Below are 25,567 nucleotides of genomic sequence, written 5' to 3'. Positions count from 1 at the left end.
CCGGGCACCCAGGCCATCGTGTCGACACGTGTGTGGGTTTGAGCTGACGGAGGACATCCCCCGAAAGCGGCGCATTTTATACCACAGCCGGCGAGCGAACGGAACCCGGATGATGCTTCGTCCGTCAGCGGCTTTTGCAGCCCCCGCCTTTTGGGGCCAGAATGCCCTCAATAGACCACCGGATCTGCTGGACTATCCCGACAGATCGCCGCCGCGCTCTGGTAGAATCCGGCCTTTCCCGTTTGTTCGCGCCGCGCGCGGCGCCGTAGAGAGCCTGTAATGACTGTCACCATCAAGACCGCAGAAGACATCGAGAAGATGCGCATCGCCGGCCGCCTGGCCGCCGAAGTGCTGGAAATGATCGAGCCACACGTCAAGCCCGGTATCACCACCGAGGAGCTCGACCGCCTCTGCCACGACTACATCGTCAACGAGCAGAAGGCCATCCCGGCGCCGCTGAACTACAAGGGCTTCCCCAAGTCGATCTGCACCTCGATCAACCACGTGGTCTGCCATGGCATCCCCAATGACAAGGCACTCAAGGATGGCGACACCATCAACATCGACGTGACCGTGATCAAGGACGGCTACCACGGCGACACCAGCCGCATGTTCCATGTCGGCACCGTCGCGCCGTGGGCCGAGCGCCTGTCCAAGGTCACCCAGGAGTGCCTGTACAAGGCCATCGAACTGGTCAAGCCCGGCTGCCGCCTGGGCGACATCGGCGAGGTGATCCAGAAGCACGCCGAGAAGAATGGTTTCTCGGTGGTCCGCGAGTTCTGCGGCCACGGCATCGGCAAGGTGTTCCACGAAGAACCGCAGATCGTCCACTACGGCCGTGCCGGTACCGGCATGGAGCTCAAGGAAGGCATGACCTTCACCATCGAGCCGATGATCAACCAGGGCAAGGCCGACACCAAGGTACTGGGCGACGGCTGGACCGCCATCACCAAGGACCGCAAACTCTCGGCCCAGTGGGAACACACCCTGGTGGTGACCGCCACCGGCTACGAGATCTTCACCCTGCGCAAGGACGACACCATCCCGCGCACCTCGGCCTGATACTGAACGACAGGAACGCGACTCGATGCCCCAGGTGGATCCCGAGCTGTTCGACCGTGGCCAGTTCCAGGCGGAACTGGCCCTCAAGGCAAGCCCCATCGCCGCTTTCAAGAAGGCCATACGCATGGCCGGCGAGGTGCTCGACAAGCGTTTTCGCGAAGGCCGCGAGATCCGCCGGCTGATCGAGGACCGCGCCTGGTTCGTCGACAACATCCTGCAACAGGCCTGGCACCAGTTCAGCTGGGGCGCGCCAGGCGGCATCGCCCTGGTGGCGGTGGGCGGCTACGGCCGCGGCGAGCTGCATCCGTATTCGGACATCGACCTGCTGATCCTGCTCGACGCCGCCGAACACGAGCAGTACCGCGATGCCATCGAGCGCTTCCTCACCCTGCTCTGGGACATCGGCCTGGAGGTCGGTCAGAGCGTGCGCACCGTCGACGAGTGCGCCGAGCAGGCCCGGGCCGACCTCACGGTCATCACCAACCTGATGGAAAGCCGCACCATCGCCGGCCCCGAGGCCCTGCGCCAGCGCATGCTCGACGCGACCAGCACCGCGCACATGTGGCCCAGCAAAGAGTTCTTCCTGGCCAAACGTGCCGAACTCAAGGCCCGCCATCACAAGTACAACGACACCGAGTACAACCTCGAGCCCAACGTCAAGGGCGGCCCGGGCGGCCTGCGCGACATCCAGACCGTGCTCTGGGTAGCCAGGCGCCAGTACGGCACGCTGAACCTGCACGCGCTGGCGGGCGAGGACTTCCTGCTGGAGAGCGAAAACGAGCTACTGGCCTCGTCCCAGGCCTTCCTCTGGCGTGTGCGCTACGCCCTGCACATGCTCGCCGGGCGCGCCGAAGACCGCCTGCTGTTCGACCACCAGCGCAGCATCGCCACGCTGCTGGGCTACACCGACGAGAACCCCAAACGCGCCATCGAACAGTTCATGCAGCAGTACTACCGGGTGGTGATGAGCATCAGCCAGCTGTGCGACCTGATCATCCAGCATTTCGAGGAGGTGATCCTGGCCGACGACGACAGCGGCGCCACGCAGCCCGTCAACGCCCGGTTCCGTCTGCACGATGGCTATATAGAAGCGGTCAACCCGAACGTTTTCAGGCGCACCCCGTTCGCCATGCTGGAAATCTTCGTACTGATGGCCCAGCACCCCGAAATCAAGGGCGTGCGTGCCGACACCGTGCGCCTGCTGCGCGAACATCGCCACCTGATCGACGACAAGTTCCGCCACGATATCCGCAACACGAGCCTGTTCATCGAGCTGTTCAAGTGCGAGATAGGCATCCACCGCAATCTGCGGCGGATGAATCGCTACGGCATCCTTGGCCGCTACCTGCCGGAGTTCGGCCTGATCGTCGGGCAGATGCAGCACGACCTGTTCCACATCTACACGGTCGATGCCCACACCCTCAACCTGATCAAGCATCTGCGCAAACTGCAATACACGCCGGTCTCGGAGAAATTCCCGCTGGCCAGCAAGCTCATGGGCCGCCTGCCCAAGCCCGAGCTGATCTACCTGGCCGGCCTGTACCACGACATCGGCAAAGGTCGCCAGGGCGATCACTCCGAACTGGGCGCGGTGGATGCGCAGCAGTTCTGCGAACGGCACCAACTGCCCGCCTGGGACAGCCGCCTGATCGCCTGGCTGGTGCTGAACCACCTGGTGATGTCCACCACCGCCCAGCGCAAGGACCTCTCCGACCCGCAGGTGATCAACGATTTCGCCCTGCATGTCGGTGACGAGACACGGCTGGACTACCTCTACGTGCTGACCGTGGCCGATATCAACGCCACCAACCCCAGCCTGTGGAACTCCTGGCGGGCGAGCCTGCTGCGCCAGCTCTATACGGAGACCAAGCGCGCCCTGCGCCGCGGCCTGGAAAACCCACTGGACCGCGAAGAGCAGATCCGCCAGACCCAGAGCGCGGCACTGGATATCCTGATACGCGAAGGCACAGACCCGGACGATGTCGAGCAGCTTTGGTCGCAGCTGGGCGACGACTACTTCCTCAAGCACACTGCCGCGGATGTGGCCTGGCACAGCGATGCGATCCTCCAGCAACCGGCCGATGGCGGCCCGCTGGTGCTGATCAAGGAAACCACGCAGCGCGAGTTCGAGGGCGGCACGCAGATCTTCATCTACGCCCCCGACCAGCACGACTTCTTCGCCGTGACCGTGGCCGCCATGGCCCAGCTTAACCTGAACATTCATGATGCCCGGATCATCACCTCGAGCAGCCAGTTCACCCTCGACACCTATATCGTGCTCGACAACGACGGCGGCTCGATCGGCGACAATCCCAAGCGGGTCAGCCAGATCCGTGACGGCCTGACCAGCGCTTTGCGCAACCCCGAGGACTACCCGGCGATCATCCAGCGCCGGGTGCCACGCCAGCTCAAGCACTTCGACTTCCCGCCGCAGGTGACCATCCTCAACGATGCCCAGCGCCCGGTGACCATCCTCGAGATCACTGCGCCCGATCGCCCCGGCCTGCTGGCCAGGATCGGGCGGATCTTCCTCGAGTTCGACATCTCGCTGCAGAACGCCAAGATCGCCACCCTCGGCGAGCGCGTGGAAGACGTGTTCTTCATCACCGACGCCGATAACCAGCCGCTGTCCGACCCGCAGCTATGCAGCCGCCTGCAGGAAGCCATCGTCCAGCAGTTGCAGGCCGGTCAGGCCAGCGACGCCAGCCCTACCCGCATGACCTTTTGACGCTAACGAGACCTTGCGCCGATGAACCACGCCCTGACCCAGCTCCAGCCCTACCCGTTCGAGAAACTGCGCGCCCTGCTGGGCACCGTGAAACCGGCAGCCGACAAGCGTGCCATCGCCTTGTCGATCGGTGAGCCGAAGCATGAATCGCCGGCGTTCGTCGCCAAGGCCATGGCCGACAACCTCGACAAGCTGGCGGTCTACCCCAGCACCCTCGGCCTGCCGGCCTTGCGCCAGGCAATTGCTCAGTGGTGCCAGACGCGCTTCGGCGTGCCGGCGGGCTGGTTGGACGCCGAGCGTCATATCCTGCCGGTCAATGGCACCCGCGAAGCGCTGTTCGCCTTCACCCAGGCCGTGGTCAACCGCGAAGACGACGGGCTGGTGGTCAGCCCCAACCCGTTCTACCAGATCTACGAAGGCGCGGCCCTGCTGGCCGGCGCCACCCCGCACTACCTGCCATGCCTGGAAAGCAACGGCTTCAACCCCGACTTCGATGCCGTGCCGGCCGAGACCTGGGAGCGCTGCCAGATCCTGTTCCTGTGCTCCCCAGGCAATCCCACGGGTGCCCTGGTGCCGATGGACACCCTGAAAAAACTGATCGCCCTTGCCGACAAACACGACTTCGTGATCGCCGCCGACGAGTGCTACAGCGAACTGTACTTCGACGAGGACGCACCGCCACCGGGCCTGCTGAGTGCATGCGCAGCGCTTGGCCGTAGTGACTTCAAGCGCTGCGTGGTGTTCCACAGCCTGTCCAAGCGCTCCAACCTGCCAGGCCTGCGCTCGGGCTTCGTGGCCGGGGACGCCGAGATCATCAAGCCGTTCCTGCTGTATCGCACCTATCACGGATGCGCCATGCCGGTGCAAACCCAGCTCGCCAGCATTGCCGCCTGGCAGGATGAGGCCCACGTGCGCGAGAACCGCGACCAGTACCGCGCCAAATACGACGCCGTGCTCGGCATCCTGCAGCCGGTAATGGATGTGCAGCGCCCGGATGGCAGCTTCTACCTGTGGGCCAAGGTGCCGGGCAGCGATGCCGATTTCACCCGCGACCTGTTCGAGGCCGAGCATGTCACGGTGGTACCGGGCTCGTACCTGTCCCGTGAGGTGGACGGGGTCAACCCGGGCGCCGGGCGCGTGCGCATGGCGCTGGTCGCGCCGCTGGCCGAGTGCATCGAGGCCGCCGAGAGAATTCGGGACTTCCTGCACAACCGTTGAGTTGCATGGGGGCGCCCTGCGCCCCCTGCTTCACTAGGCTCTGTACGAAAAGTCTTGAGACGCAGGTCAGGCAAGGCGAAAACAGCCGAGGAACGGCCGGGGTCGCGCCCGACTGTACTGGAGTACATGAGCATTCCGAGGCTGTTTTCAACGCAGCATGAACAAGTATCAAGGCTTTTCGTACAGAGCCTAGCGAACCTGCCCCAGGTTCGCCTCACTCATGTCCAGTTCCCCCAGCACCTGTCGCACCACCTCATCGCCCACCTGATGCTGGCGATGCAGCTCGTACAGTTCCAGGCGCTGAGCACGTAATGCCCGCAGGCGCAGGCGACGCTCCAGCAGATCCATCTGCTCTGCCAGCGCCCGGGCTTCTGCGGTGTCGTTATAGCTGTCCAGCTCATCCCGGTATTCGGCCATCAACCGCGCTTTCAGCTCAGTGGCCAGGGTGGCCTGGGCGGCGTCCTGGGGCGCATTGGCATCGATCACCTCTTCGGCTTCCAGGGCATGAATAGCCGCTTCGGCCGTGCGCCGCCAGGCCTCCTGCACCTCCTGGTGCAAGCGCTCATCGGGACTCTTGGTAACGCCACGCAGCAAAATAGGTAGGGCAATCACCGCGCTGACCAGCGACAGCAGGATCACCCCGGCGGCGATGAAGATCAGCAGGTCGCGCTCGGGAAAGGCTTTGCCCGCTCCCATCAGCAGCGGCACCGACATCACGCCCGCCAGGGTCACCGCCCCGCGCACGCCACCGAAGGTCAGCAGCCAGCAGGAGCGGGCGGTCGGCATCAGTACCAGCGTCGGCTTGCCGCGCCAGCGCCGTACCACGCCGATAGCCCGCCAGATGCTCTGCACCCAGACAAAGCGCAGCAGCACCAGCGCGGCGAAGATCGCCACCACGTCCAGACAGCGCCAGACCAGGGTCGGCCAGACAGTTGCCTCGTCGGTGACCACCGCCTTGATGATATCCGGCAACTGCAGGCCCAGCAGCAGGAAGATCAGGCCGTTGAAGGCGAACTCCAGCAGCGACCAGACACTGCGATTGAGCAGGCGGGTGCTGGTCTGGCGCGGCAGCAGGTCGAGCCAGCTCTGCATCATCCCCGCCGCCACCGCCGAGAGGATGCCGGAAACACCCAGACGCTCGGCCAGCACATAGGCGGCGAACGGCAGCAGCAGCATGAATACCACATGGGTCGCCGGATCGTCCCAGCCGCGGGTGATCATCCACATGCGCAGGCGCCCCACCAGCCAGCTCAGCGCCACGCCAACCGCCAGGCCACCAAGGGCCACGAGCACGAAGGTCAGGCTGGCCTCGGTCAGCGAGAACACGCCGGTGATGGCGGCAGCCAGGGCGAACTTGAAAGTCACCAGGCCCGAGGCATCGTTCATTAACGCCTCGCCTTGGAGCATGTGCATCAGAGGCGTGGGCAGGCGGTCCTGGGTGATGGCCGAGACCGCCACGGCATCTGTGGGCGACAGCACCGCCGCCAGGGCAAAGGCCACCGGCAGGGGAATGCTCGGCAGCAGCCAGTGGATGAAGTACCCGGCGCCGACCACGGTGAACAGCACCAGCCCCACCGCCAGGGCCACCACCGGCCCGCGTATGCGCCACAGCTCGCGCTTGGGCATGCGCCAGCCATCGGCGAACAGCAACGGCGGCAAAAACAGGAACAGGAACAGCTCCGGGTCCAGCGCCACATGCAATCCCAGGGTTGGCCAGGCCAACAAGGCACCCGCGCCAATCTGTACCAGCGGCAGCGGCAGTGGCAACACGCGCCCCACCAGTTTCGACACGCTCACCAGCATCAGCAGGATAAGAACGGTATAGGCTGACTGCATCAGCAAGCTTCCTGTGTGATCGGAGAAACGACAGCAAGGCGAAACATCGCCATTGAAACAATATGTTAGCGAGGACCTTCTATTGTGGACCGCTGCACGTTAGTCGCAACCCACCAGCGAATATGTAACACAATGCTACTTGAGACGATGTGACATACATCCCCCCATACCTTCGGGCCCGCAGCCGTGGCGCCAACCCCATCGATACCGCATAATCGCTGCCACCCAATCTTCAAGGAGTATCGGGGACGCCAGGCCACCGCCGGCAGCCCCAGGCATTTCAATGGCTTACACTCTCTACGGCATCAAAGCCTGCGACACCATGAAAAAGGCCCGTACCTGGCTTGAAGAAAAGGCCATTGGCTACGACTTCCACGACTACAAGACCCAGGGCATCGACCGCGACAGCCTGAACCGCTGGTGCGACGAGCATGGCTGGGAAGTCGTGCTGAACCGCGCCGGGACCACCTTCCGCAAGCTCGACGACGCCAGCAAGGCCAACCTCGACCAGGCCAAGGCCGTCGAACTGATGGTCGCCCAACCTTCGATGATCAAGCGCCCGGTGCTCGACCTCGGCGAGCGCACGCTGGTCGGCTTCAAGCCCGATCTCTACGCGGCGGCGCTGGCCTGATCACGCATTACGCTCCATCCCCATTTCGCATGAGGTAATCGCATGTCTCAATCGCTGTTCAGCCTGGCCTTCGGTGTCGGCACCCAGAACCGCCAGGGCACCTGGCTGGAAGTCTTCTACGCACAGCCTGTGCTCAAGCCGTCCGCCGAACTGGTCGCGGCCATCGCGCCGGTTCTCGGTTATGAAGGTGGCAACCAGGCCATCGCCTTCAGCACCGCCCAGGCCGCCCAACTGGCCGACGCGCTCAAGGGCGTTGATGCAGCGCAAGCAGCCCTGCTGACCCGCCTGGCCGAGAGCCACAAGCCGCTGGTCGCCACCCTGCTGGCCGAAGACGGCGCCCTGGCCTCCACCCCCGAGGCCTACCTCAAGCTGCACCTGCTGTCGCACCGCCTGGTCAAGCCGCACGGTGTATCGCTGGCCGGCATCTTCCCGCTGCTGCCCAACGTCGCCTGGACCAACCAGGGCGCGGTCGACCTGGCCGAGCTTGCCGAGCGGCAACTGGAAGCGCGCCTGAAAGGCGAACTGCTGGAAGTGTTCTCGGTGGACAAGTTCCCGAAGATGACCGACTACGTGGTGCCAGCCGGCGTGCGCATCGCCGACACTGCTCGTGTGCGCCTGGGCGCCTATATTGGCGAAGGCACCACCATCATGCACGAAGGCTTCGTCAACTTTAACGCCGGTACCGAAGGCCCGGGCATGATCGAAGGCCGCGTCTCCGCTGGCGTGTTCGTCGGCAAGGGCTCCGACCTGGGCGGCGGTTGCTCGACCATGGGCACCCTGTCCGGTGGTGGCAACATCGTCATCAAGGTCGGCGAAGGTTGCCTGATCGGCGCCAACGCCGGTATCGGCATCCCGCTGGGCGACCGCAACACCGTCGAAGCCGGCCTGTACATCACCGCCGGCACCAAGGTGAACCTGCTGGATGAGAACAACCAGCTGGTCAAGGTGGTCAAGGCGCGCGATCTGGCCGGCCAGACCGACTTGCTGTTCCGCCGCAACTCGCTCAATGGCGCCGTGGAGTGCAAGACCCACAAGTCGGCCATCGAGCTGAACGAGGCACTGCACGCTCACAACTGAGGCTCTGCCTGGGTTTGAGGTGATAAGATCGGGTCTGCTCCTACGGGCAGACCCGATTTTTCATTCCAGGCCCCGCGAACATGTTCCAGCCCTCCCCCTGGCGTACCGATTTCCCGGCCATCGCCGCCCTGCAACGGCAGCACCAGACCTACCTGGATAGCGCCGCCACCACGCAGAAACCCCAGGCCCTGCTCGATGCCCTGAGCCATTACTACGGCCATGGCGCAGCCAATGTACACCGCGCCCAGCACCTGCCCGGCGCCTTGGCGACACAGGCTTTCGAGGGCACACGGGACAAGGTCGCCGCCTGGCTCAATGCAGCCGATGCGCGCCAGATCGTATTCACCCACGGTGCTACCTCGGCCTTGAACCTGCTGGCCTATGGTCTGGAACATCGCTTCGAGGCAGGCGACGAAATCGCCGTCAGCGGCCTGGAGCACCACGCCAACCTGCTGCCCTGGCAACAACTGGCGCATCGCCGCAACCTGCGCCTGGTGGTCCTGCCGGTTACTGACCAGGGGCATGTCGACCTGGAGCAGGCCCTGCAACTGATAGGCCCGCGCACTCGCCTGCTGGCGATCAGCCAACTGTCCAACGTGCTGGGTACCTGGCAACCGCTGACGCCTTTGCTGGCGCATGCCCGCGCCCAAGGCGCGCTGAGCGTTGTCGATGGCGCCCAGGGCGTGGTTCATGGCCGACATGACGTGCAGCAACTGGCCTGCGATTTCTATGTGTTCTCCAGCCACAAACTCTATGGTCCGGACGGAGTGGGCGTACTTTACGGCCGCCAGGATGCGCTGGCGTTGCTGCGTCACTGGCAATACGGCGGAGAAATGGTGCAGATGGCGGACTACCAGAGCGCCAGCTTCCGCCCCGCGCCACTGGGTTTCGAAGCCGGCACCCCGCCGATTGCCGGGGTGATCGGCCTGGGCGCCACCCTGGACTACCTGGCCAGCCTCGACGTACATGCCGTGGCCGCCCATGAAGCCAGCTTGCACCAGTGCCTGGTACGTGGCCTGGCCGATCGCGAGGGAGTTCGCCTGCTCGGCTCGCCCGAGGCGGCACTGGCCAGTTTCGTCATCGATGGCGTGCACAACGCCGATATCGCCCACCTGCTGACAGAACAGGGTATCGCCGTGCGCGCCGGGCACCATTGCGCCATGCCACTGCTCAGGCACCTGGGGCTCGATGGCGCGATCCGCGTATCGCTGGGGCTGTACTCCGACAGCGACGACCTGCAGCGTTTCTTCGAAGCGCTCGACAAAGGCCTGGAGCTGTTGCGATGAACCTTTCGCCAGAGGCCAGCCAAGCGCTGGAAGCGTTCGAACAGGCGCGTGGCTGGGAGCAGCGGGCGCGGTTGCTGATGCAGTGGGGTGACCGCCTGGAGCCACTGGGCGACAGCGACAAGACCGAGACCAACCGGGTGCATGGCTGCGAGAGCCTGGTTTGGCTGGTGGCGGTGCAGGATGACGGCCAGTGGCGGTTCAAGGCAGGCAGCGATGCGCGGATGCTGCGGGGATTGCTGGCACTTCTTCTTGTGCGAGTGCAAGGCTTGGCCAGCGATCAGTTGGCAGCGCTCGACCTGAGCGCCTGGTTTACCCAACTGGGGCTGGAGCGGCAGTTGTCACCGTCGCGCAGCAATGGGCTGCATGCGGTGCTACTGAGGATGGCCGAACTCGCTACCCAGGGCTGAACCACTGCCCCGCGATAGCCTAATCAGCCTTGACCCGCTCCGAAGGGCGCCGCGCCCCGGCTACAAGCTTTTCAACGGCCTTGCTCGCCGCCACCATGCCGAAGGTCGCGGTCACCATCATCACCGCGCCGAAACCACCTGCGCAGTCCAGGCGCACGCCTTCACCGACAAAGCTCTTCTGCAGGCACACACTGCCGTCGCCCTTGGGGTAGCGCAGCTGTTCGCTGGAGAACACGCACGGCACGCCATAGTTGCGGCTGGTGTTGCGCGAGAAGTTGTAGTCGCGGCGCAAGGTCGAGCGCACCCGTGAAGCCAGCGGGTCGTTGAAGGTCTTGTTGAGGTCGCCGACCTGGATCTGGGTCGGGTCGATCTGCCCGCCGGCGCCACCAGTGGTGACGATGGCGATCTTGCGTCGGCGACACCAGGCGATCAGCGCGGCCTTGGCCATCACGCTGTCGATGCAGTCAATCACGCAGTCCATCTGTTCGGTGATGTACTCGGCCATGGTCTCGCGGGTGACGAAGTCGGCCACCGCGTGCACCGTGCAGGCCGGGTTGATCGCCCGCAGACGCTCGGCCATCACCTCCACCTTGAGGCGGCCCACCTGCCCTTCGAGGGCGTGGGCCTGACGGTTGGTGTTGCTCACGCAGACGTCGTCTAGATCGAACAGGCTGATCTCGCCCACGCCGCTGCGCGCCAGGGCCTCGGCCGCCCACGAGCCGACCCCGCCGATGCCGACGATGGCCACATGGGCCTGACGCAGGCGCTGCAAGCCGTCGTCGCCGTAGAGCCGGGCAACGCCGGCGAAGCGTGGATCTTCTGTGCTCATGTGGGTACCTCGAAAAAACCGGCGCGCATTATATGCCAAGGCATGCGCTGCGGGGGGAGCACAGCGCGTGAACACGCCGCAAGGGCGTGGCAGAGCGGCCAGGGGTTGGAACAAAACCTACCGACCCTGCTTTAATGTCCTATCAAGCAAATATATCTGGACGACAAGTGAGCGGCCTGAGAACTACATTCCTTGCCGATAATCCAACGGATTACCTTCTCCGGCACTTGTAGGACCCACGGCCTGCGACAGCGACCCTCGCTCCCCTCTTCGGAACCTCGAACACCTATGTCATCACGTAAATTCGGTCTCAACCTGGTAGTGGTCCTGGCCATTGCCGCGCTGTTCACCGGGTTCTGGGCCTTGATCAACCGCCCGGTGTCCGCCCCCGCCTGGCCGGAACAGATTTCCGGTTTCTCCTATTCGCCCTTCCGCCTGGGGCAGAGCCCGCAGAAAGGCCAGTACCCCAGCGAGGACGAGATCCGCCAGGACCTCGAGCAACTGAACAAACTGACCGACAACGTGCGCATCTACACCGTCGAAGGCACCCAGGCCGAGGTACCGCGCCTGGCCGAAGAGCTCGGCCTGCGCGTGACCCTGGGCATCTGGATCAGCAACGACCAGGAGCGCAACGAGCGCGAGATCGAAAAGGCCATCGGCCTGGCCAATACCTCACGCAGCGTGGTGCGGGTGGTGGTCGGCAACGAAGCGTTGTTTCGCGAGGAGGTCACCGCCGAACAGCTGATCGGCTACCTGGACCGGGTACGCGCCGCAGTGAAGGTGCCGGTGACCACCAGCGAGCAGTGGCACATCTGGAAGGAACACCCGGAGCTGGCGAAACACGTCGACCTGATCGCCGCGCACATACTGCCCTATTGGGAATTCGTGCCCATGAAGGACTCGGTGCAATTCGTCCTCGACCGTGCCCGCGAGCTGCGCAAGCAGTTCCCGCGCAAACCGCTGCTGCTCTCGGAGGTCGGCTGGCCGAGCAATGGCCGCATGCGCGGTGGCGCCGACGCCACCCAGGCCGACCAGGCCATCTACCTGCGCACATTGGTCAACACCCTCAACCGTCGTGGCTATAACTACTTCGTCATCGAGGCCTACGACCAGCCATGGAAGGCCAGCGACGAAGGCTCGGTGGGCGCCTACTGGGGCGTGTACAACGCCGAGCGCCAACAGAAGTTCAACTTTGAAGGCCCGATCGTGGCGATCCCGCAATGGCGCGCCCTGGCCGTGGCCTCGGTAGTGCTGGCGATGATCGCCCTGGCCATCCTGCTGATCGACGGCTCGGCCCTGCGCCAGCGCGGGCGCACCTTCCTCACCTTCATCACCTTCCTGTGCGGGTCGGTGCTGGTATGGATCGCCTACGACTACAGCCAGCAGTACAGCACCTGGTTCAGCCTGACCGTGGGCGTGCTGCTGGCACTGGGCGCCCTCGGGGTATTCATCGTGCTGCTGACCGAGGCCCACGAACTGGCCGAGGCGGTGTGGATCCACAAGCGCCGACGCGAGTTCCTGCCCGTGCAGGGCGACAGCGCCTATCGACCCAAGGTCTCGGTGCATGTGCCGTGCTACAACGAGCCGCCGGAGATGGTCAAGCAGACCCTCGACGCCCTCGCCGCGCTGGACTACCCAGACTACGAAGTGCTGGTGATCGACAACAACACCAAGGACCCGGCCGTGTGGGAACCGCTCAAGGCCCACTGCGAGAAGCTCGGCGAGCGCTTCAAGTTCTTCCACGTCGCGCCCCTGGCCGGCTTCAAGGGCGGCGCCCTGAACTACCTGATTCCGCACACCGCCAAGGACGCCGAGGTGATCGCGGTGATCGACTCGGACTACTGCGTCGACCGCAACTGGTTAAAACACATGGTGCCGCACTTCGCCGACCCGAAGATCGCCGTGGTGCAGTCGCCGCAGGACTACCGCGACCAGCACGAAAGCGCCTTCAAGAAGCTGTGCTACAGCGAGTACAAGGGCTTCTTCCATATCGGCATGGTCACCCGCAACGACCGTGACGCGATCATCCAGCACGGCACCATGACCATGACCAGGCGCAGCGTGCTCGAGGAGCTCGGCTGGGCCGAATGGTGCATCTGCGAAGACGCCGAGCTGGGCCTGCGAGTGTTCGAGAAAGGCCTGTCGGCAGCCTACGCCCACAACAGCTACGGCAAGGGCCTGATGCCCGACACCTTCATCGACTTCAAGAAGCAGCGCTTCCGCTGGGCCTACGGCGCCATCCAGATCATCAAGCACCACGCCGGCGCGCTGCTGCGCGGCAAGGGCAGCGAGCTGACCCGCGGCCAGCGCTACCACTTCCTGGCCGGCTGGCTGCCATGGATCGCCGATGGCATGAACATCTTCTTCACCGTCGGCGCCCTGCTGTGGTCGGCGGCGATGATCATCGTGCCGCATCGGGTCGATCCGCCGCTGATGATGTTCGCCATCCCGCCGCTGGCGCTGTTCTTCTTCAAGGTCGGCAAGATCCTGTTCCTCTATCGCCGCGCGGTGGGGGTCGACCTGAAGGATGCCTTCGCCGCCGCACTGGCGGGGCTGGCGCTGTCGCATACCATCGCCAAGGCGGTCCTGTACGGTTTCTTCACCAGCAGCATGCCGTTCTTCCGCACGCCGAAGAATGCCGACAGCCATGGTCTGCTGGTGGCGATTGCCGAGGCCCGCGAAGAGCTGTTCATCATGCTGATGCTGTGGGGCGCGGCGCTGGGGATCTACCTGGTGCAGGGGCTGCCGAGTTCGGACATGCGCTTCTGGGTGGCGATGCTGCTGGTGCAGTCGTTGCCGTACCTGGCGGCATTGGTGATGGCGTTGCTGTCGTCATTGCCCAAGCCGGCGGAGAAGGCAAGCGAAGCACAGGTCGTTTGATGTAGCGTGGAAGCGGCGGCGCGCCGCCGCTCCCACGAAGCACATCGTGTCCGCAGGCATCATTTGATATAAGATAACGCCCCAGTTTCCCGCCCTGCCTTGCCCCCGGAGTCTTGCAATGACGGCCCCTGCCGAGCTTTCGCCTACCCTGCAACTGGCCTGCGACCTGATCCGCCGCCCGTCGGTCACCCCGGTCGATGCCGACTGCCAGACCCAGATGATGAACCGCCTGGGCGCCGTCGGCTTCCAGCTCGAGCCGATGCGCATCGAAGACGTCGACAACTTCTGGGCCAGCCATGGCACCCAGGAAGGCCCGGTGCTGTGCTTCGCAGGCCACACCGATGTGGTCCCCACCGGCCCGGTGCAGCAGTGGCAGCACGAGCCGTTCGAAGCGCTGATCGATGCCGACGGCATGCTCTGCGGCCGCGGCGCCGCCGACATGAAGGGCAGCCTGGCGTCGATGGTGGTGGCCTGCGAGCGCTTCGTGCACGACTACCCGAACCACCGTGGCAAGGTCGCATTCCTGATCACCAGCGACGAGGAAGGCCCGGCCCACCACGGCACCAAGGCTGTGGTCGAGCGCCTGAAGGCGCGCAACGAGCGCATGGACTGGTGCATCGTCGGCGAGCCGTCCAGCACCACCCTGCTCGGTGACGTGGTCAAGAACGGCCGCCGCGGCTCGCTTGGCGCCAAGCTGACCGTGCGCGGCAAGCAAGGCCATGTGGCTTACCCGCACCTGGCGCGCAACCCGATCCACCTGGCCGCGCCGGCCCTGGCCGAGCTGGCCGCCGAGCACTGGGACGAAGGCAATGCATTCTTCCCGCCGACCAGCTTCCAGATCTCCAACCTCAACTCCGGCACTGGCGCCACCAACGTGGTCCCGGGCGAACTGACGGCACTGTTCAACTTCCGTTTCTCCACCGAATCGACGGTCGAGGGCTTGCAGCAACGCGTCGCGACGATCCTCGACAAGCACCAGCTGGAATGGAGCATCGATTGGGCGCTGTCGGGCCTGCCGTTCCTCACCGAGCCGGGTGAATTGCTCGATGCAGTGTCGTCAAGCATCAAGGCCGTCACTGGCCGCGAGACCCGACCATCGACCAGTGGCGGTACCTCCGATGGCCGCTTCATCGCCACCATGGGCACCCAGGTGGTCGAGCTCGGCCCGGTCAACGCCACCATCCACCAGGTGGACGAGCGTATCCTGGCCAGCGATCTCGACCTGCTGACCGAGATCTACTACCAGACCCTGGTCCGGTTGCTCGCCTGATGCTCGCCTGCCCTCTCTGCCAGGCGCCCCTGGCGCAGCTCGACAATGGCGTGGCCTGCCCCGCCGGCCACCGCTTCGACCGCGCCCGCCAGGGCTACCTGAACCTGCTGCCGGTGCAGCACAAGAACAGCCGCGACCCGGGCGACAACCAGGCCATGGTCGAAGCCCGTCGCGACTTCCTCGACGCCGGCCATTACGCCCCGGTGGCACGCCGCCTGGCACAACTGGCGGCCGAGCGCCAGCCGCAGGCCTGGCTGGACATCGGCTGCGGCGAAGGCTACTACACCGCGCAGATCGCCCAGGCGCTGCCGGCGGCCGACGGCTACGCCCTGGACATCTCCCGCGAGGCGGTCAAGCGTGCCTGCCGCCGTGCGCCCGAGGTAACCTGGATGGTGGCCAGCATGGCCCGCGTGCCCATGGCCGATGCCAGCTGCAGCTTCATCGCCAGCGTGTTCAGCCCGCTCGACTGGCAGGAGGCCAGGCGCCTGCTGGCCCCGGGCGGCGGCCTGATGCGGGTCGGCCCGACCAGCGGCCATCTGATGGAGCTGCGCGAGGTGCTCTACGATGAAGTGCGCCCCTACGCCGACGACAAGCACCTGGCCCTGGTCCCGGCAGGCATGACCCACGCCCACGGCGAGATCCTCGAGTTCCGCCTGAGCCTGGTCGAGGCCAAGGCCCGCGCCGACCTGCTGGCGATGACCCCGCACGGCTGGCGGGCCAGCGCCGAGAAGCGCGCACAAGTGATCGAACAGCCCGAACCCTTCGTGGTCACCGTTTCCATGCGTTATGACTATTTCGTGCGCCAAGACTGAGCACACTGGAGCTTCCCATGCGTCAACCCGATATCGAGATCTACCTCAAGGACGCCGAGGTCGATCACAAGCAGATCGCCGACTGGCTGACCCAGGCCCTTGGCCCGTGCAGCGAATGGAAGCAGAAAGGCCAGACCTTCAAGTGCACGGCCGGTAACATCCCGGTCACCTGGTTACCGAAAGCTGTGGGGAAATGGAACAGCCTGTACCTGGAAAGCGACCAGACACCCTGGGCCGACGACATCGCCTGCGCCCGTGCGGCATTCGCTGCGCTGAACGTCGAAGTGCGTTGCGCGCCAGGTAGCTGGGCGGAAGAAGACGGGGAAGAAGATGCCGATCGCTGGATCCGCATCAGCGCCGACGGTGAAGAGGAAATCACCTGGCGTACCAGCTGAGGCCGTTCGCATCAGGCTGCAAGTTCCACGGACAACTTGCAGCTTGAGCGTGCAGCCGGAAGGCTCAGAGCCCGACTACATCCTCTGCCTGCAGGCCTTTCTGGCCCTGCACGAGTGCGTACTCCACCTGCTGTCCCTCGACCAGGGTGCGATGCCCCTCACCGCGGATAGCCCGATAGTGGACGAACACGTCCGCACCACCTTCGCGCTGAATGAAGCCATAACCCTTGGCATCGTTGAACCACTTCACATTCCCAGTCTCACGAGACGACATCTGAACTACTCCGGATTTTTATTTTGAAGATCGCCTTGCTGGCATGGGCTCACCGCCCGCGCCGACGCAGCTTGCACGAATATCCTGCAAGCGGCAGGCCGAGTATATGACAGGGAACAAAAAAAATTCATGACAGGGGCATTTATGGCGGAATTTTGCTGAACTTACGCAGATACGGCAGACTAACGTGCTGAAAAAACACTGTTACTTCCACCCAGGGCCCACCCCATGACCCGTTCTCCCCTGCGCCGCCTCATCTTCGGCGCCCTGCGTCGCGTTCTCTACCTGTGGGTGCGCTCCGAAACCATCAACCAGTCCTCGCTGACGCTCAAGCTTGACCGCAGCCGACCGGTGTTCTATGCCCTCTCCTCGCCGTCGCTCACCGACCTGGCCGTGGTCGACCACGAGTGCACCAAAGCAGGGCTGCCGCGCCCGGTACTGCCGGTGGCCGTCGGCCCGCTGCAGGAGCCCGCGGCGTTCTTCTACCTGACCCCCGACCCTGACTGGCTCGGCCGGCAAGACAAACGCGGCGCGCCGCCCACCCTCGAGCGCCTGGTCGCGGCAATCAGCCAGCATGCCGAGGAAGACGCACAGATCATCCCGGTCAGCGTGTTCTGGGGTCAGACCCCAGCCAGCGAGTCGAGCCCGTGGAAGCTGCTTTTCGCCGACAGCTGGGCGGTCACCGGCCGCCTGCGCCGCCTGCTCAGCGTGCTGATCCTCGGGCGCAAGACCCGGGTGCAGTTCTCCGCACCGATCCACCTGCGCGAGCTGGTGCAGCACAACAAGGGCCATGAGCGCACCGTGCGCATGGCCCAACGCATGATGCGCGTGCACTTTCGCAACCTGAAGACCGCGGTCATCGGGCCGGACATCTCGCACCGTCGCAACCTGGTCAAAGGGCTGGTGCACGATCCGCTGGTGCGCCAGGCGATCAGCGACGAGGCCGACCGCGAGAAGATCCCCTACGCCAAGGCCGAGGCCAAGGCGCTGTACTATGGCAACGAGATCGCCTCGGACTACACCTACACCGCGATCCGCTTCCTCGAAGTGGTGCTGAGCTGGTTCTGGAACAAGATCTACGACGGCATCAAGGTCAACCACATCGAGCAGGTGCAAGGCATCGCCCCCGGCCATGAAGTGATCTACGTGCCCTGCCACCGCAGCCATATCGACTACCTGCTGCTGTCCTACCTGCTGTTCCGCAACGGCCTGACGCCGCCACACATCGCTGCCGGCATCAACCTCAACATGCCGGTGATCGGCGGCCTGCTGCGCCGCGGCGGGGCGTTCTTCATGCGCCGCACGTTCAAGGGCAACCCGCTGTACACCGCCGTGTTCAACGAATACCTGCACACCCTGTTCACCAAGGGTTTCCCGGTGGAGTACTTCGTCGAAGGCGGGCGCTCGCGCACCGGGCGCATGCTGCAACCGCGCACCGGCATGCTGGCGATCACCCTGCGCAGCTTCCTGCGCTCCTCGCGCACGCCGATCGTCTTCGTGCCGGTGTACATCGGCTACGAGCGGGTGCTCGAAGGCCGCACCTACCTGGGCGAGCTGCGCGGCGCCAGCAAGAAGAAGGAATCGATCTTCGACATCTTCAAGGTTATCGGCGCGCTCAAGCAGCGCTTCGGCCAAGTGTACGTCAACTTCGGCGAGCCAATCCGCCTGAACAGCTTCCTCGACCAGCAGCAACCCGGCTGGCGCGAACAGGCGCTGGCCCCGCAGTTCCGCCCGGACTGGCTCAACGAGACTACCACCCGCCTGGGCGAAACGGTTGCCCGCCACCTCAACGAGGCCGCGGCAATCAATCCGGTCAACCTGGTGGCGCTGGCGCTGCTGTCGACCAGCCGCCTGGCCCTGGACGAACGCGCCCTGACCCGCGTGCTCGACCTGTACCTGGCCCTGCTGCGCCAGGTGCCCTACTCGCCGCACACCACCCTGCCCGAGGGTGACGGCAAGACACTTATCGAGCACGTACTGGGCATGGACCTGCTGGCTGAGCAAAAGGATGCGCTGGGTCGCATCCTCTACCTGGACGAAGCCAACGCGGTACTGATGACTTACTACCGCAACAACGTGCTGCACATCTTCGCCCTGCCGGGGCTGCTGGCGAGCTTCTTCCTCAGCAGCTCGCGCATGAGCCGCGAACTGCTGGGCCAGTACGTGCGGGCGCTGTATCCGTACCTGCAGGCCGAACTGTTCCTGCGCTGGACGCCCGAGCAACTGGACGAGGTGATCGACCAGTGGCTGGCGGCGCTGGTCGAACAGGGGCTGCTACGCAAGGAACAAGACATCTACATGCGCCCCGCGCCCAGCTCGCGGCAGTTCGTGCTGCTGACGCTGCTGGCCCGTACCATCACCCAGACCCTGCAGCGCTTCTACATGGCCACTTCGCTGCTGCTCAACAGCGGCCAGCACACGCTGAACGCCGAAGAACTGGAGGAGCTGTGCGTGATGATGGCCCAGCGCCTGTCGATCCTGCATGGCTTGAATGCGCCCGAGTTCTTCGACAAGACCTTGTTCCGCCACTTCATCCAGACGCTGGTACGTGAAGGGGTCTTGCGCCCCGACAGCGCCGGCAAGCTGGGCTACCACGACAAGCTCGCCGAGCTGGCCGAAGGCGTGGCCAAGCGCGTGCTGTCGGCCGAGCTGCGCCTGTCGATCCGCCAGGTGGCCTTGCACCGCGATGAAACAGCGGAACCCGCGGTGACTGCCTGACTGGCCCGATCACGGACTAAACGATACGCTGAACCTGCTCCACTCTGCTCATAAGGAAAGCCCCATGATCCGCTCCTCCCTGCGCTTCACCACTCTGTGCGCCGGCCTGCTGTTGTCGGCCAGCGCCCTGGCCCTGTCGCTCGGTGACCTGTCCCAGAGCGACGCCTCCGGCGGCCTGAAGGACGCCCTTACCCAAGGCGCGCAGATCGCCGTCAAGCAACTGAGCACCCCCGGCGGCTTCAGCAACAACCCGGACGTGCGCATCGAGCTGCCGGGCAACCTCGGCAAAGCGGCCAAAGCCATGAAGATGTTCGGCAAGGGTGACCAGGTCGATGCCCTGGAAACCAGCATGAACAAGGCCGCCGAGGCTGCCGTGCCGCAAGCCCAGGCGATTCTGGTGGACGCGGTGAAGAAGATGACCGTGACCGATGCCAAGGGCATCCTCAGCGGCGGCCAGGACTCGGCCACCCAGTACCTGAACAAGAGCAGCCGCGAGCAGATCCGCGCCAAGTTCCTGCCGATCGTCAAGCAGGCCACCGACAAGGTCGGCCTGGCCCAGCAGTACAACAACTTTGCAGGGCAGGCCAAAGGCCTGGGCCTGATCAAGGATGACGCCAATATCGAGAACTATGTGACCGAGAAGGCGCTGGACGGCTTGTTCGAAATGATCGGCAAGCAGGAAGAAAGCATTCGCCAGAACCCGGCCGGTGCGGCCACCAGCCTGGCCAAGAAGGTGTTCGGCGCGCTGTGATGTCGAGCTGAAAACCGGTGGGGCTGCTGTGCAGCCCTATCGCTGGCAAGCCAGCTCCCACAGGTACTGCGCAACTCGTGTGGGAGCCGGCTTGCCGGCGATAGGAGGGCAAAGCCCTCCCGCTCGTTCCTCAGTTTTTCTTGACCCTGAACCACGCCGCATACAACGCCGGCAGGAACAGCAGGGTCAGCACCGTGGCGACGATCAACCCGCCCATGATCGCTACCGCCATCGGCCCGTAGAACACACTCCTCGACAACGGAATCATAGCCAGCACCGCCGCCAGCGCGGTCAGCACGATTGGCCGGAAGCGTCGCACCGTGGCCTCGATGATCGCCTGCCAACGCTCCATCCCCGCGGCGATGTCCTGTTCGATCTGGTCCACCAGGATCACCGAGTTGCGCATGATCATGCCGGCCAGGGCGATGGTCCCGAGCATGGCGACGAAGCCGAATGGCTGGCGAAACACCAGCAGGAACAGGGTCACGCCGATCAGCCCGAGGGGCGCGGTGAGGAACACCATGAACATCCGCGAGAAACTGCGCAGCTGGATCATCAGCAGGCTCAGCACCACCACGATGAACAGTGGCATCCCGGCGTTCACCGAACGCTGGCCACGCTCGGAGTCTTCCACCGTCCCGCCCACCTCGAGCAAGTAGCCATCAGGCAGCTCGTCCTTGATCTGCGCCAGCGTCGGCTGGATCTGCTTGACCAAGGTCGCCGGCTGTTCCTTGTCGTAGATATCGGCGCGCACGGTGACCGTGGGCAGGCGGTTGCGGTGCCAGATGATGCCTTCCTCGAAGCCGTACTCCAGGGTCGCCACCTGCGACAGGGCCACGCTCTGGCCGTTGTCGGTGGGCACCGCCAGACTGCCCACGTTGCCCAGCTCACGGCGCTCCTCTGGCGTACCGCGCAGGAGAATCTCGATCAGCTCGTTGTCTTCGCGGTACTGGCTGACGTTGCTGCCGGTCAGTGAACTCTGCAGGAAGCTCGACAGGTGCGCGGTGCTCACGCCCAGCGCCCGGGCACGGTCCTGGTCGATGTCCAGGTACACCGCCTTGCTCGGTTCTTCCCAGTCCAGGTGCACGTTGACCACATGCGGGTTCTCGCGCACCTTGGCCGCCACCTCGCGGGCCAGGGCGCGAACCCTCTCGATGTGTTCGCCGGTAACCCGGAACTGCACCGGGTAGCCTACGGGCGGGCCGTTTTCCAGGCGCGTGACACGCGAACGCAGGTCGGGGAACTGCTGGTCCAGAGTGCCGATCAACCAGCTGCGCAGGCGTTCACGGTCCTCCAGCGACTTGGCCAGCACCACGAACTGGGCAAAGCTCGCCGCAGGCAGTTGCTGGTCCAGCGGCAGGTAGAAACGCGGCGAACCGGTGCCGACATAGGCAACATAGTTGGCGATACCGTCCTGCTGCTTGAGGAGCGCCTCCAATTGCTTGACCCGCTCGGCGGTGTTGTTCAGCGAAGCGCCTTCGGTCAGCTTAAGATCGACCATCAGTTCCGGCCGCCCGGACGCGGGGAAGAACTGCTGCGGTACGAAGCGGAACAGCAGGATGCTACCGACGAACGCGGCGATGGTCAGCACGATCACCGTCTTGCGCCGCCGCACGCACCATTCCACTACACGCCGGACACGCTGGTAGAACGGCGTCGCATAGGGGTCGGGGGCGTGCCCGTCAGCGCCGCGGCGGGCCGCGTGGAGCTTGGCCAGGTCCGGCAGCAGGCGCTCGCCCAGGTAGGGCACGAATACCACTGCGGCAACCCAGGAGGTCAGCAGGGCGATGGTCACCACCTGGAAGATCGAACGGGTGTATTCCCCTGTACCCGAAGCCGCCGTGGCAATCGGCAGGAAGCCTGCGGCGGTGATCAGGGTGCCGGTGAGCATCGGGAACGCCGTGCTGGTCCAGGCATAGCTCGCCGCCTTGAGCCGGTCGTAGCCCTGTTCCATCTTGATCGCCATCATCTCCACCGCGATGATCGCGTCGTCGACCAGCAGGCCCAGGGCCAGCACCAGCGCCCCCAGCGAGATCTTGTGCAGGCCGATGCCGAAGTAGTGCATGGCAGCGAAGGTCATGGCCAGCACCAGCGGGATCGCCAGAGCCACCACCAGGCCGGTGCGCAGGCCGAGCGAGAAGAAGCTCACCAGCAGGACAATGACCAAGGCCTCAACCAGCACCTGAACGAACTCACCAACCCCGGCCTTCACCGCCGCCGGCTGGTCGGACACCTTGCGCAGCTCCATGCCCGCCGGCAGGCTCTGCGCGAGGCGGGCAAACTCGCCTTCCAGGGCCTTGCCGAGCACCAGGATGTCGCCGCCGTCCTTCATCGATACCGCCAGCCCGATGGCGTCCTCGCCCATGAAGCGCATGCGCGGCGCGGGTGGGTCGTTGAAACCGCGCTGTACCTCGGCGACATCACCGATGCGGAAGGTGCGGTCACCGATGCGGATAGGGAACTGGCGAATCTGTTCGACGCTGTCGAAGCGCCCACTGACCCGCAGTTGCAGGCGCTCGCTGGGGGTTTCGAAGAAGCCCGCGGTACTCACCGCGTTCTGCTCGCGCAGTGCCTGCTGCACGGCGGCGAGCGGCACCCCGAGCGTGGCCAGCTTGACGTTGGACAGTTCGATCCAGATCTTTTCATCCTGCAGGCCGATGAGCTCCACCTTGCCCACGTCCTTGACCCGCTGCAGCTGGATCTGGATACGGTCGGCGTAGTCCTTGAGCACCGCATAGTCGAAGCCGGCACCGGTCAGGGCGTAGATATTGCCGAAGGTGGTGCCGAACTCGTCATTGAAGAATGGCCCCTGCGCTTCGGGGGGCAGGGTGTGCTTGATATCCGCGACTTTCTTGCGGATCTGGTACCACAACTCGGGGATGTGCGCCGAATGCATCGAGTCGCGGGCCATGAAGGTGACCTGGGACTCACCGGGCCTGGAGAACGAGACGATCCGCTCGTACTCGCCAGTCTCCATCAGTTTCTTTTCGATACGCTCGGTGACCTGGCGGGCGACCTCCTCGGCGGTCGCGCCCGGCCAAAGGGTCCGGATGACCATGGCCTTGAAGGTGAACGGAGGGTCCTCGCTCTGTCCGAGCTTGGTGTAGGAAATGGCGCCAATTGCTGCCAGCAGTATCATCAGGAACAACACGATCTGGCGGTTGCGCAGCGCCCAGGCGGAAAGGTTGAAACCCATCGGGACTTACTCCTTGGCCGCCAGGTTCACTTCACGGTTGCTGCGGTCCACAGGCCGCACTTGTTGCCCCTCGCGCAGCACGTGGCCACCGGCGGCAACCACCCAGTCGCCGGCCTGCAGGCCTTCGAGCACCGGCACGCTGTCCGCGCCATAAGCGCCGAGGCGCACGGGGACGCGTTCCAGGCGGTTATCCTGGCCGATCCGCCAGACATAGGCCTGCCCCGCTTCGGCGGTCACCGCCGACAGCGGCACCGCCAGCGGCGAGCGTTCGCCATGGTCGATGAACACCCGTGCGCTCTGACCCAGTTCGGCCGGGGTGGCGTTGGAGGTAAAGGCGATGCGCGCGGCGAAGGTGCGCGAACGGGGGTCCGCCGCCGGGGAGAGCTCGCGAATCCGCCCTTCGAATCGCCGGTTCGGGTGCGACCAAAGTTCAACGCTGACTACCTGCCCCACGGCAAAGCGGGCGAACTGCTGCTCTGGGAGGCCTATGGCCACTTCGCGCTCACCATCGGCGGCCAGCGTGAAGACGGTTTGCCCTGCCGCCACCACCTGCCCCACTTCGACCTGGCGCTTGGCAATCACGCCGGCCTGAGGGGCGCGCAACACGGCATACTCGGCCTGGTTACCCGCTACCTCGTACTCGGCCTTGGCTTGCTTCAGACGGGCCATGCCGGCGCGATAGAGGTTCTCGGCATTGTCGAACTGAGAGTGGCTGACCATTTGCCGATGCAGCAGTTTCTGGTAGCGATCGCGCTCGGCGCGCACCAGCGCCAGGTTGGCCTCGGCCGCCGCCAGCTGAGCGCGGTTGGCTTCCAGTTGCAGGCGTACGTCCTGGGGATCGAGTTCGGCCAGCGGCTGCTCGGCCTTGACCCGCTGCCCCTCCTCCACCAGGCGTTTGCTGACCTTGCCACCGATACGGAACGCCAGGTCAGGTTCGAAGCGCGCCCGCACCTCGCCGGGGTAACTGTCGGCGGAGGCGCCAGCCGGTTGTGGTTGAACCACCAGCGCCGGACGCGGCGCGGTGGGCGGCGCGGCCTCCTGGCCGCAGGCGGTGAGCAGCAGCACGGCGGCGGCCGGCAGGGCGAGTGACAATGCACGACGCAACATGATGAATGACCTTTGGCAGAGGGCGCTTTGAATATTTATACTGATGAGTATATTAAATTAGCGAACCTGGTCGGGGAAGCGGGCGTTTCAGAGAAAATGCCGTTTTAGTGATACGACGTACGCTGCAGCCGACCGCCCGCGGACCCGGTAAGATGTGCCCCTTTCACAGAGAATGCGGTCCCTCATGTCCAACGACGCACCCATCGGCCCCGGCCGGCCCAAGGACCTGGCTAAGCGCGAGGCCATCCTCGAAGCTGCCAAGCACCTGTTCCTCAGCCTTGGCTATGCCAACACCAGCATGGATGCGGTCGCGGCGGCGGCAGGTGTTTCAAAACTCACCGTCTACAGCCATTTCACCGACAAGCAGACGCTGTTCGGCGCGGCGGTCATGGCCACCTGCCAGAACCAGTTGCCTGACCTGATGTTCGAGTATCCCGAAGGCGCGGCGGTGGAAGACGTGCTGCTGAACATTGCCCGTGGCTTCCAGGCTTTGATCAGCAGCGACGAGGCCGTCAAGCTGAGCCGCCTGATCTTTGCCCTGGGCAGCCAGGATCCGGGGTTTGGTCAGTACTTCTACGCGGCGGGGCCCAAGCGGGTAATGAGCGGGATGGAGGCGTTGCTGCGTTGTGTCGATCAGCGGGGACTGCTGCGGATCGATAACCCGTGGCAGGCGGCGGAGCATTTCTTCTGCCTGGTGAAGGGGGCGCCGGATTATAGGTTGCTGCTGGGGTGCTCGCCGGCGCTGGTGGGGGATGAGGCTGAGGCGCATGTGCGGGAGGCGGTGGGGGTTTTTATTCGGGCGTTTCGGGGGTAAGGGTTCGGGTTCGGGTTCGGGTTCGGGTTCGGGTTCGGGTTCGGGTTCGGGTTCGGGTTCGGGTTCGGGTTCGGGTTCGGGGCGATTGTTTTGGGTTTTGTGAGCGCATTCGTAGAAGATGTCGACATTTAGTCACCCTGTCGCCTTTACGGCGACCTACTTTTGTCTTGACAAAAGTAGGCAAAACCGTTCGGCTCCGTTCATACGGCCCCTACGCTTCGCTCCGGGGTTCCCTCGCTCCGTTCTTGCTCCCGTGGGTACCGCGCTGTACGCCCC

The 25,567-nt window shown here is 64.7% G+C and carries 19 protein-coding genes; 14 read left to right on the top strand and 5 right to left on the bottom strand.

What is annotated here, in order from left to right; translation table 11 throughout:
- Nucleotides 1-279: 279 nt before the first annotated feature.
- From map to dapC, 3 genes are read left to right on the top strand one after another with little or no spacing between them, the layout of a single operon-like run.
- Entirely contained in the window at nucleotides 280-1,062 is a 783-nt protein-coding gene (gene map, locus OH705_RS19740) for a type I methionyl aminopeptidase (protein WP_094011637.1), read from the top strand.
- A gap of 25 nt (nucleotides 1,063-1,087) precedes the next feature.
- On the top strand, nucleotides 1,088-3,790 hold the full coding sequence (locus OH705_RS19735) for a [protein-PII] uridylyltransferase (protein ID WP_094011638.1): 2,703 nt from the start codon (nucleotides 1,088-1,090) through the stop codon (nucleotides 3,788-3,790).
- 21 nt (nucleotides 3,791-3,811) lie between these two features.
- Nucleotides 3,812-5,008 carry a succinyldiaminopimelate transaminase gene (gene dapC / locus OH705_RS19730; RefSeq protein WP_267302824.1) on the top strand — a complete coding sequence of 399 codons (1,197 nt, stop codon included), beginning with the start codon at nucleotides 3,812-3,814 and terminating at the stop codon, nucleotides 5,006-5,008.
- A gap of 189 nt (nucleotides 5,009-5,197) precedes the next feature.
- On the opposite strand, the gene OH705_RS19725 is transcribed toward dapC, so the two are convergent.
- Complete coding sequence (locus OH705_RS19725; RefSeq protein ID WP_038706692.1) at nucleotides 5,198-6,844, bottom strand: Na+/H+ antiporter; 1,647 nt, start codon at nucleotides 6,842-6,844, stop codon at nucleotides 5,198-5,200.
- Nucleotides 6,845-7,127: 283 nt separating this feature from the next.
- Between OH705_RS19725 and OH705_RS19720 the strand changes: the two genes are divergently transcribed.
- The 4 genes from OH705_RS19720 to OH705_RS19705 all read left to right on the top strand — a co-directional run bounded on the left by OH705_RS19720 (nucleotide 7,128) and on the right by OH705_RS19705 (nucleotide 10,245).
- Nucleotides 7,128-7,475: an ArsC family reductase gene (locus OH705_RS19720; RefSeq protein ID WP_023631566.1), complete on the top strand. Its 348-nt coding sequence runs from the start codon at nucleotides 7,128-7,130 to the stop codon at nucleotides 7,473-7,475.
- Nucleotides 7,476-7,517: 42 nt separating this feature from the next.
- Nucleotides 7,518-8,552, top strand: coding sequence for a 2,3,4,5-tetrahydropyridine-2,6-dicarboxylate N-succinyltransferase (dapD, locus tag OH705_RS19715; RefSeq protein WP_038706693.1), 1,035 nt, complete (start codon nucleotides 7,518-7,520; stop codon nucleotides 8,550-8,552).
- An 80-nt stretch (nucleotides 8,553-8,632) separates the two neighbouring features.
- Complete coding sequence (locus OH705_RS19710; RefSeq protein WP_094011640.1) at nucleotides 8,633-9,838, top strand: cysteine desulfurase; 1,206 nt, start codon at nucleotides 8,633-8,635, stop codon at nucleotides 9,836-9,838.
- A complete protein-coding gene (locus OH705_RS19705; protein ID WP_094011641.1) occupies nucleotides 9,835-10,245 on the top strand; it encodes a SufE family protein in 411 nt (136 codons plus the stop codon). The genes OH705_RS19710 and OH705_RS19705 overlap by 4 nt, the downstream gene beginning before the upstream one ends.
- Nucleotides 10,246-10,264: 19 nt before the next feature.
- On the opposite strand, the gene tcdA is transcribed toward OH705_RS19705, so the two are convergent.
- Entirely contained in the window at nucleotides 10,265-11,074 is an 810-nt protein-coding gene (gene tcdA, locus OH705_RS19700) for a tRNA cyclic N6-threonylcarbamoyladenosine(37) synthase TcdA (RefSeq protein ID WP_038706694.1), read from the bottom strand.
- A 288-nt stretch (nucleotides 11,075-11,362) separates the two neighbouring features.
- Here tcdA and OH705_RS19695 point away from each other — a divergent pair, with 288 nt between their 5' ends.
- The 4 genes from OH705_RS19695 to OH705_RS19680 all read left to right on the top strand — a co-directional run bounded on the left by OH705_RS19695 (nucleotide 11,363) and on the right by OH705_RS19680 (nucleotide 16,431).
- Nucleotides 11,363-13,954, top strand: coding sequence for a glycosyltransferase (locus OH705_RS19695; RefSeq protein ID WP_094011642.1), 2,592 nt, complete (start codon nucleotides 11,363-11,365; stop codon nucleotides 13,952-13,954).
- A gap of 118 nt (nucleotides 13,955-14,072) precedes the next feature.
- Complete coding sequence (gene dapE, locus OH705_RS19690; RefSeq protein WP_023631787.1) at nucleotides 14,073-15,224, top strand: succinyl-diaminopimelate desuccinylase; 1,152 nt, start codon at nucleotides 14,073-14,075, stop codon at nucleotides 15,222-15,224.
- Nucleotides 15,224-16,036 carry a putative RNA methyltransferase gene (locus tag OH705_RS19685; RefSeq protein WP_038706696.1) on the top strand — a complete coding sequence of 271 codons (813 nt, stop codon included), beginning with the start codon at nucleotides 15,224-15,226 and terminating at the stop codon, nucleotides 16,034-16,036. Before dapE ends, OH705_RS19685 begins: the two co-directional genes overlap by 1 nt.
- Before the next feature lie 17 nt (nucleotides 16,037-16,053).
- The gene (locus tag OH705_RS19680; protein ID WP_023631318.1) at nucleotides 16,054-16,431 is read left to right on the top strand and encodes a hypothetical protein; all 378 of its coding nucleotides are present in this window, start codon (nucleotides 16,054-16,056) and stop codon (nucleotides 16,429-16,431) included.
- Nucleotides 16,432-16,495: 64 nt separating this feature from the next.
- Here OH705_RS19680 and OH705_RS19675 read toward each other — a convergent pair whose 3' ends face one another.
- Nucleotides 16,496-16,705 carry a cold-shock protein gene (locus tag OH705_RS19675; RefSeq protein WP_011535295.1) on the bottom strand — a complete coding sequence of 70 codons (210 nt, stop codon included), beginning with the start codon at nucleotides 16,703-16,705 and terminating at the stop codon, nucleotides 16,496-16,498.
- A gap of 228 nt (nucleotides 16,706-16,933) precedes the next feature.
- Here OH705_RS19675 and plsB point away from each other — a divergent pair, with 228 nt between their 5' ends.
- Both plsB and OH705_RS19665 read left to right on the top strand, forming a co-directional pair.
- Complete coding sequence (plsB, locus tag OH705_RS19670) at nucleotides 16,934-19,423, top strand: glycerol-3-phosphate 1-O-acyltransferase PlsB (protein WP_267302823.1); 2,490 nt, start codon at nucleotides 16,934-16,936, stop codon at nucleotides 19,421-19,423.
- A 64-nt stretch (nucleotides 19,424-19,487) separates the two neighbouring features.
- Nucleotides 19,488-20,174 carry a DUF4197 domain-containing protein gene (locus tag OH705_RS19665; RefSeq protein WP_267302822.1) on the top strand — a complete coding sequence of 229 codons (687 nt, stop codon included), beginning with the start codon at nucleotides 19,488-19,490 and terminating at the stop codon, nucleotides 20,172-20,174.
- A gap of 130 nt (nucleotides 20,175-20,304) precedes the next feature.
- On the opposite strand, the gene OH705_RS19660 is transcribed toward OH705_RS19665, so the two are convergent.
- Together OH705_RS19660 and OH705_RS19655 are read right to left on the bottom strand one after the other, a co-directional pair.
- Nucleotides 20,305-23,370 carry an efflux RND transporter permease subunit gene (locus tag OH705_RS19660; protein WP_267302821.1) on the bottom strand — a complete coding sequence of 1,022 codons (3,066 nt, stop codon included), beginning with the start codon at nucleotides 23,368-23,370 and terminating at the stop codon, nucleotides 20,305-20,307.
- Nucleotides 23,371-23,376: 6 nt separating this feature from the next.
- Nucleotides 23,377-24,477 (bottom strand): efflux RND transporter periplasmic adaptor subunit, encoded by a 1,101-nt coding sequence (locus tag OH705_RS19655; RefSeq protein WP_104444976.1) that lies wholly within the window; start codon nucleotides 24,475-24,477, stop codon nucleotides 23,377-23,379.
- A 172-nt stretch (nucleotides 24,478-24,649) separates the two neighbouring features.
- Here OH705_RS19655 and OH705_RS19650 point away from each other — a divergent pair, with 172 nt between their 5' ends.
- Entirely contained in the window at nucleotides 24,650-25,291 is a 642-nt protein-coding gene (locus OH705_RS19650; protein ID WP_038706700.1) for a TetR/AcrR family transcriptional regulator, read from the top strand.
- Nucleotides 25,292-25,567 lie beyond the last annotated feature (276 nt).

Source organism: Pseudomonas sp. BJa3 (assembly GCF_026343815.1).
Lineage (GTDB): Bacteria > Pseudomonadota > Gammaproteobacteria > Pseudomonadales > Pseudomonadaceae > Aquipseudomonas > Aquipseudomonas soli.
The sequence above is the reverse complement of the archived record's forward strand: the minus strand, read 5'-3'. Positions and strand labels throughout refer to the sequence as shown.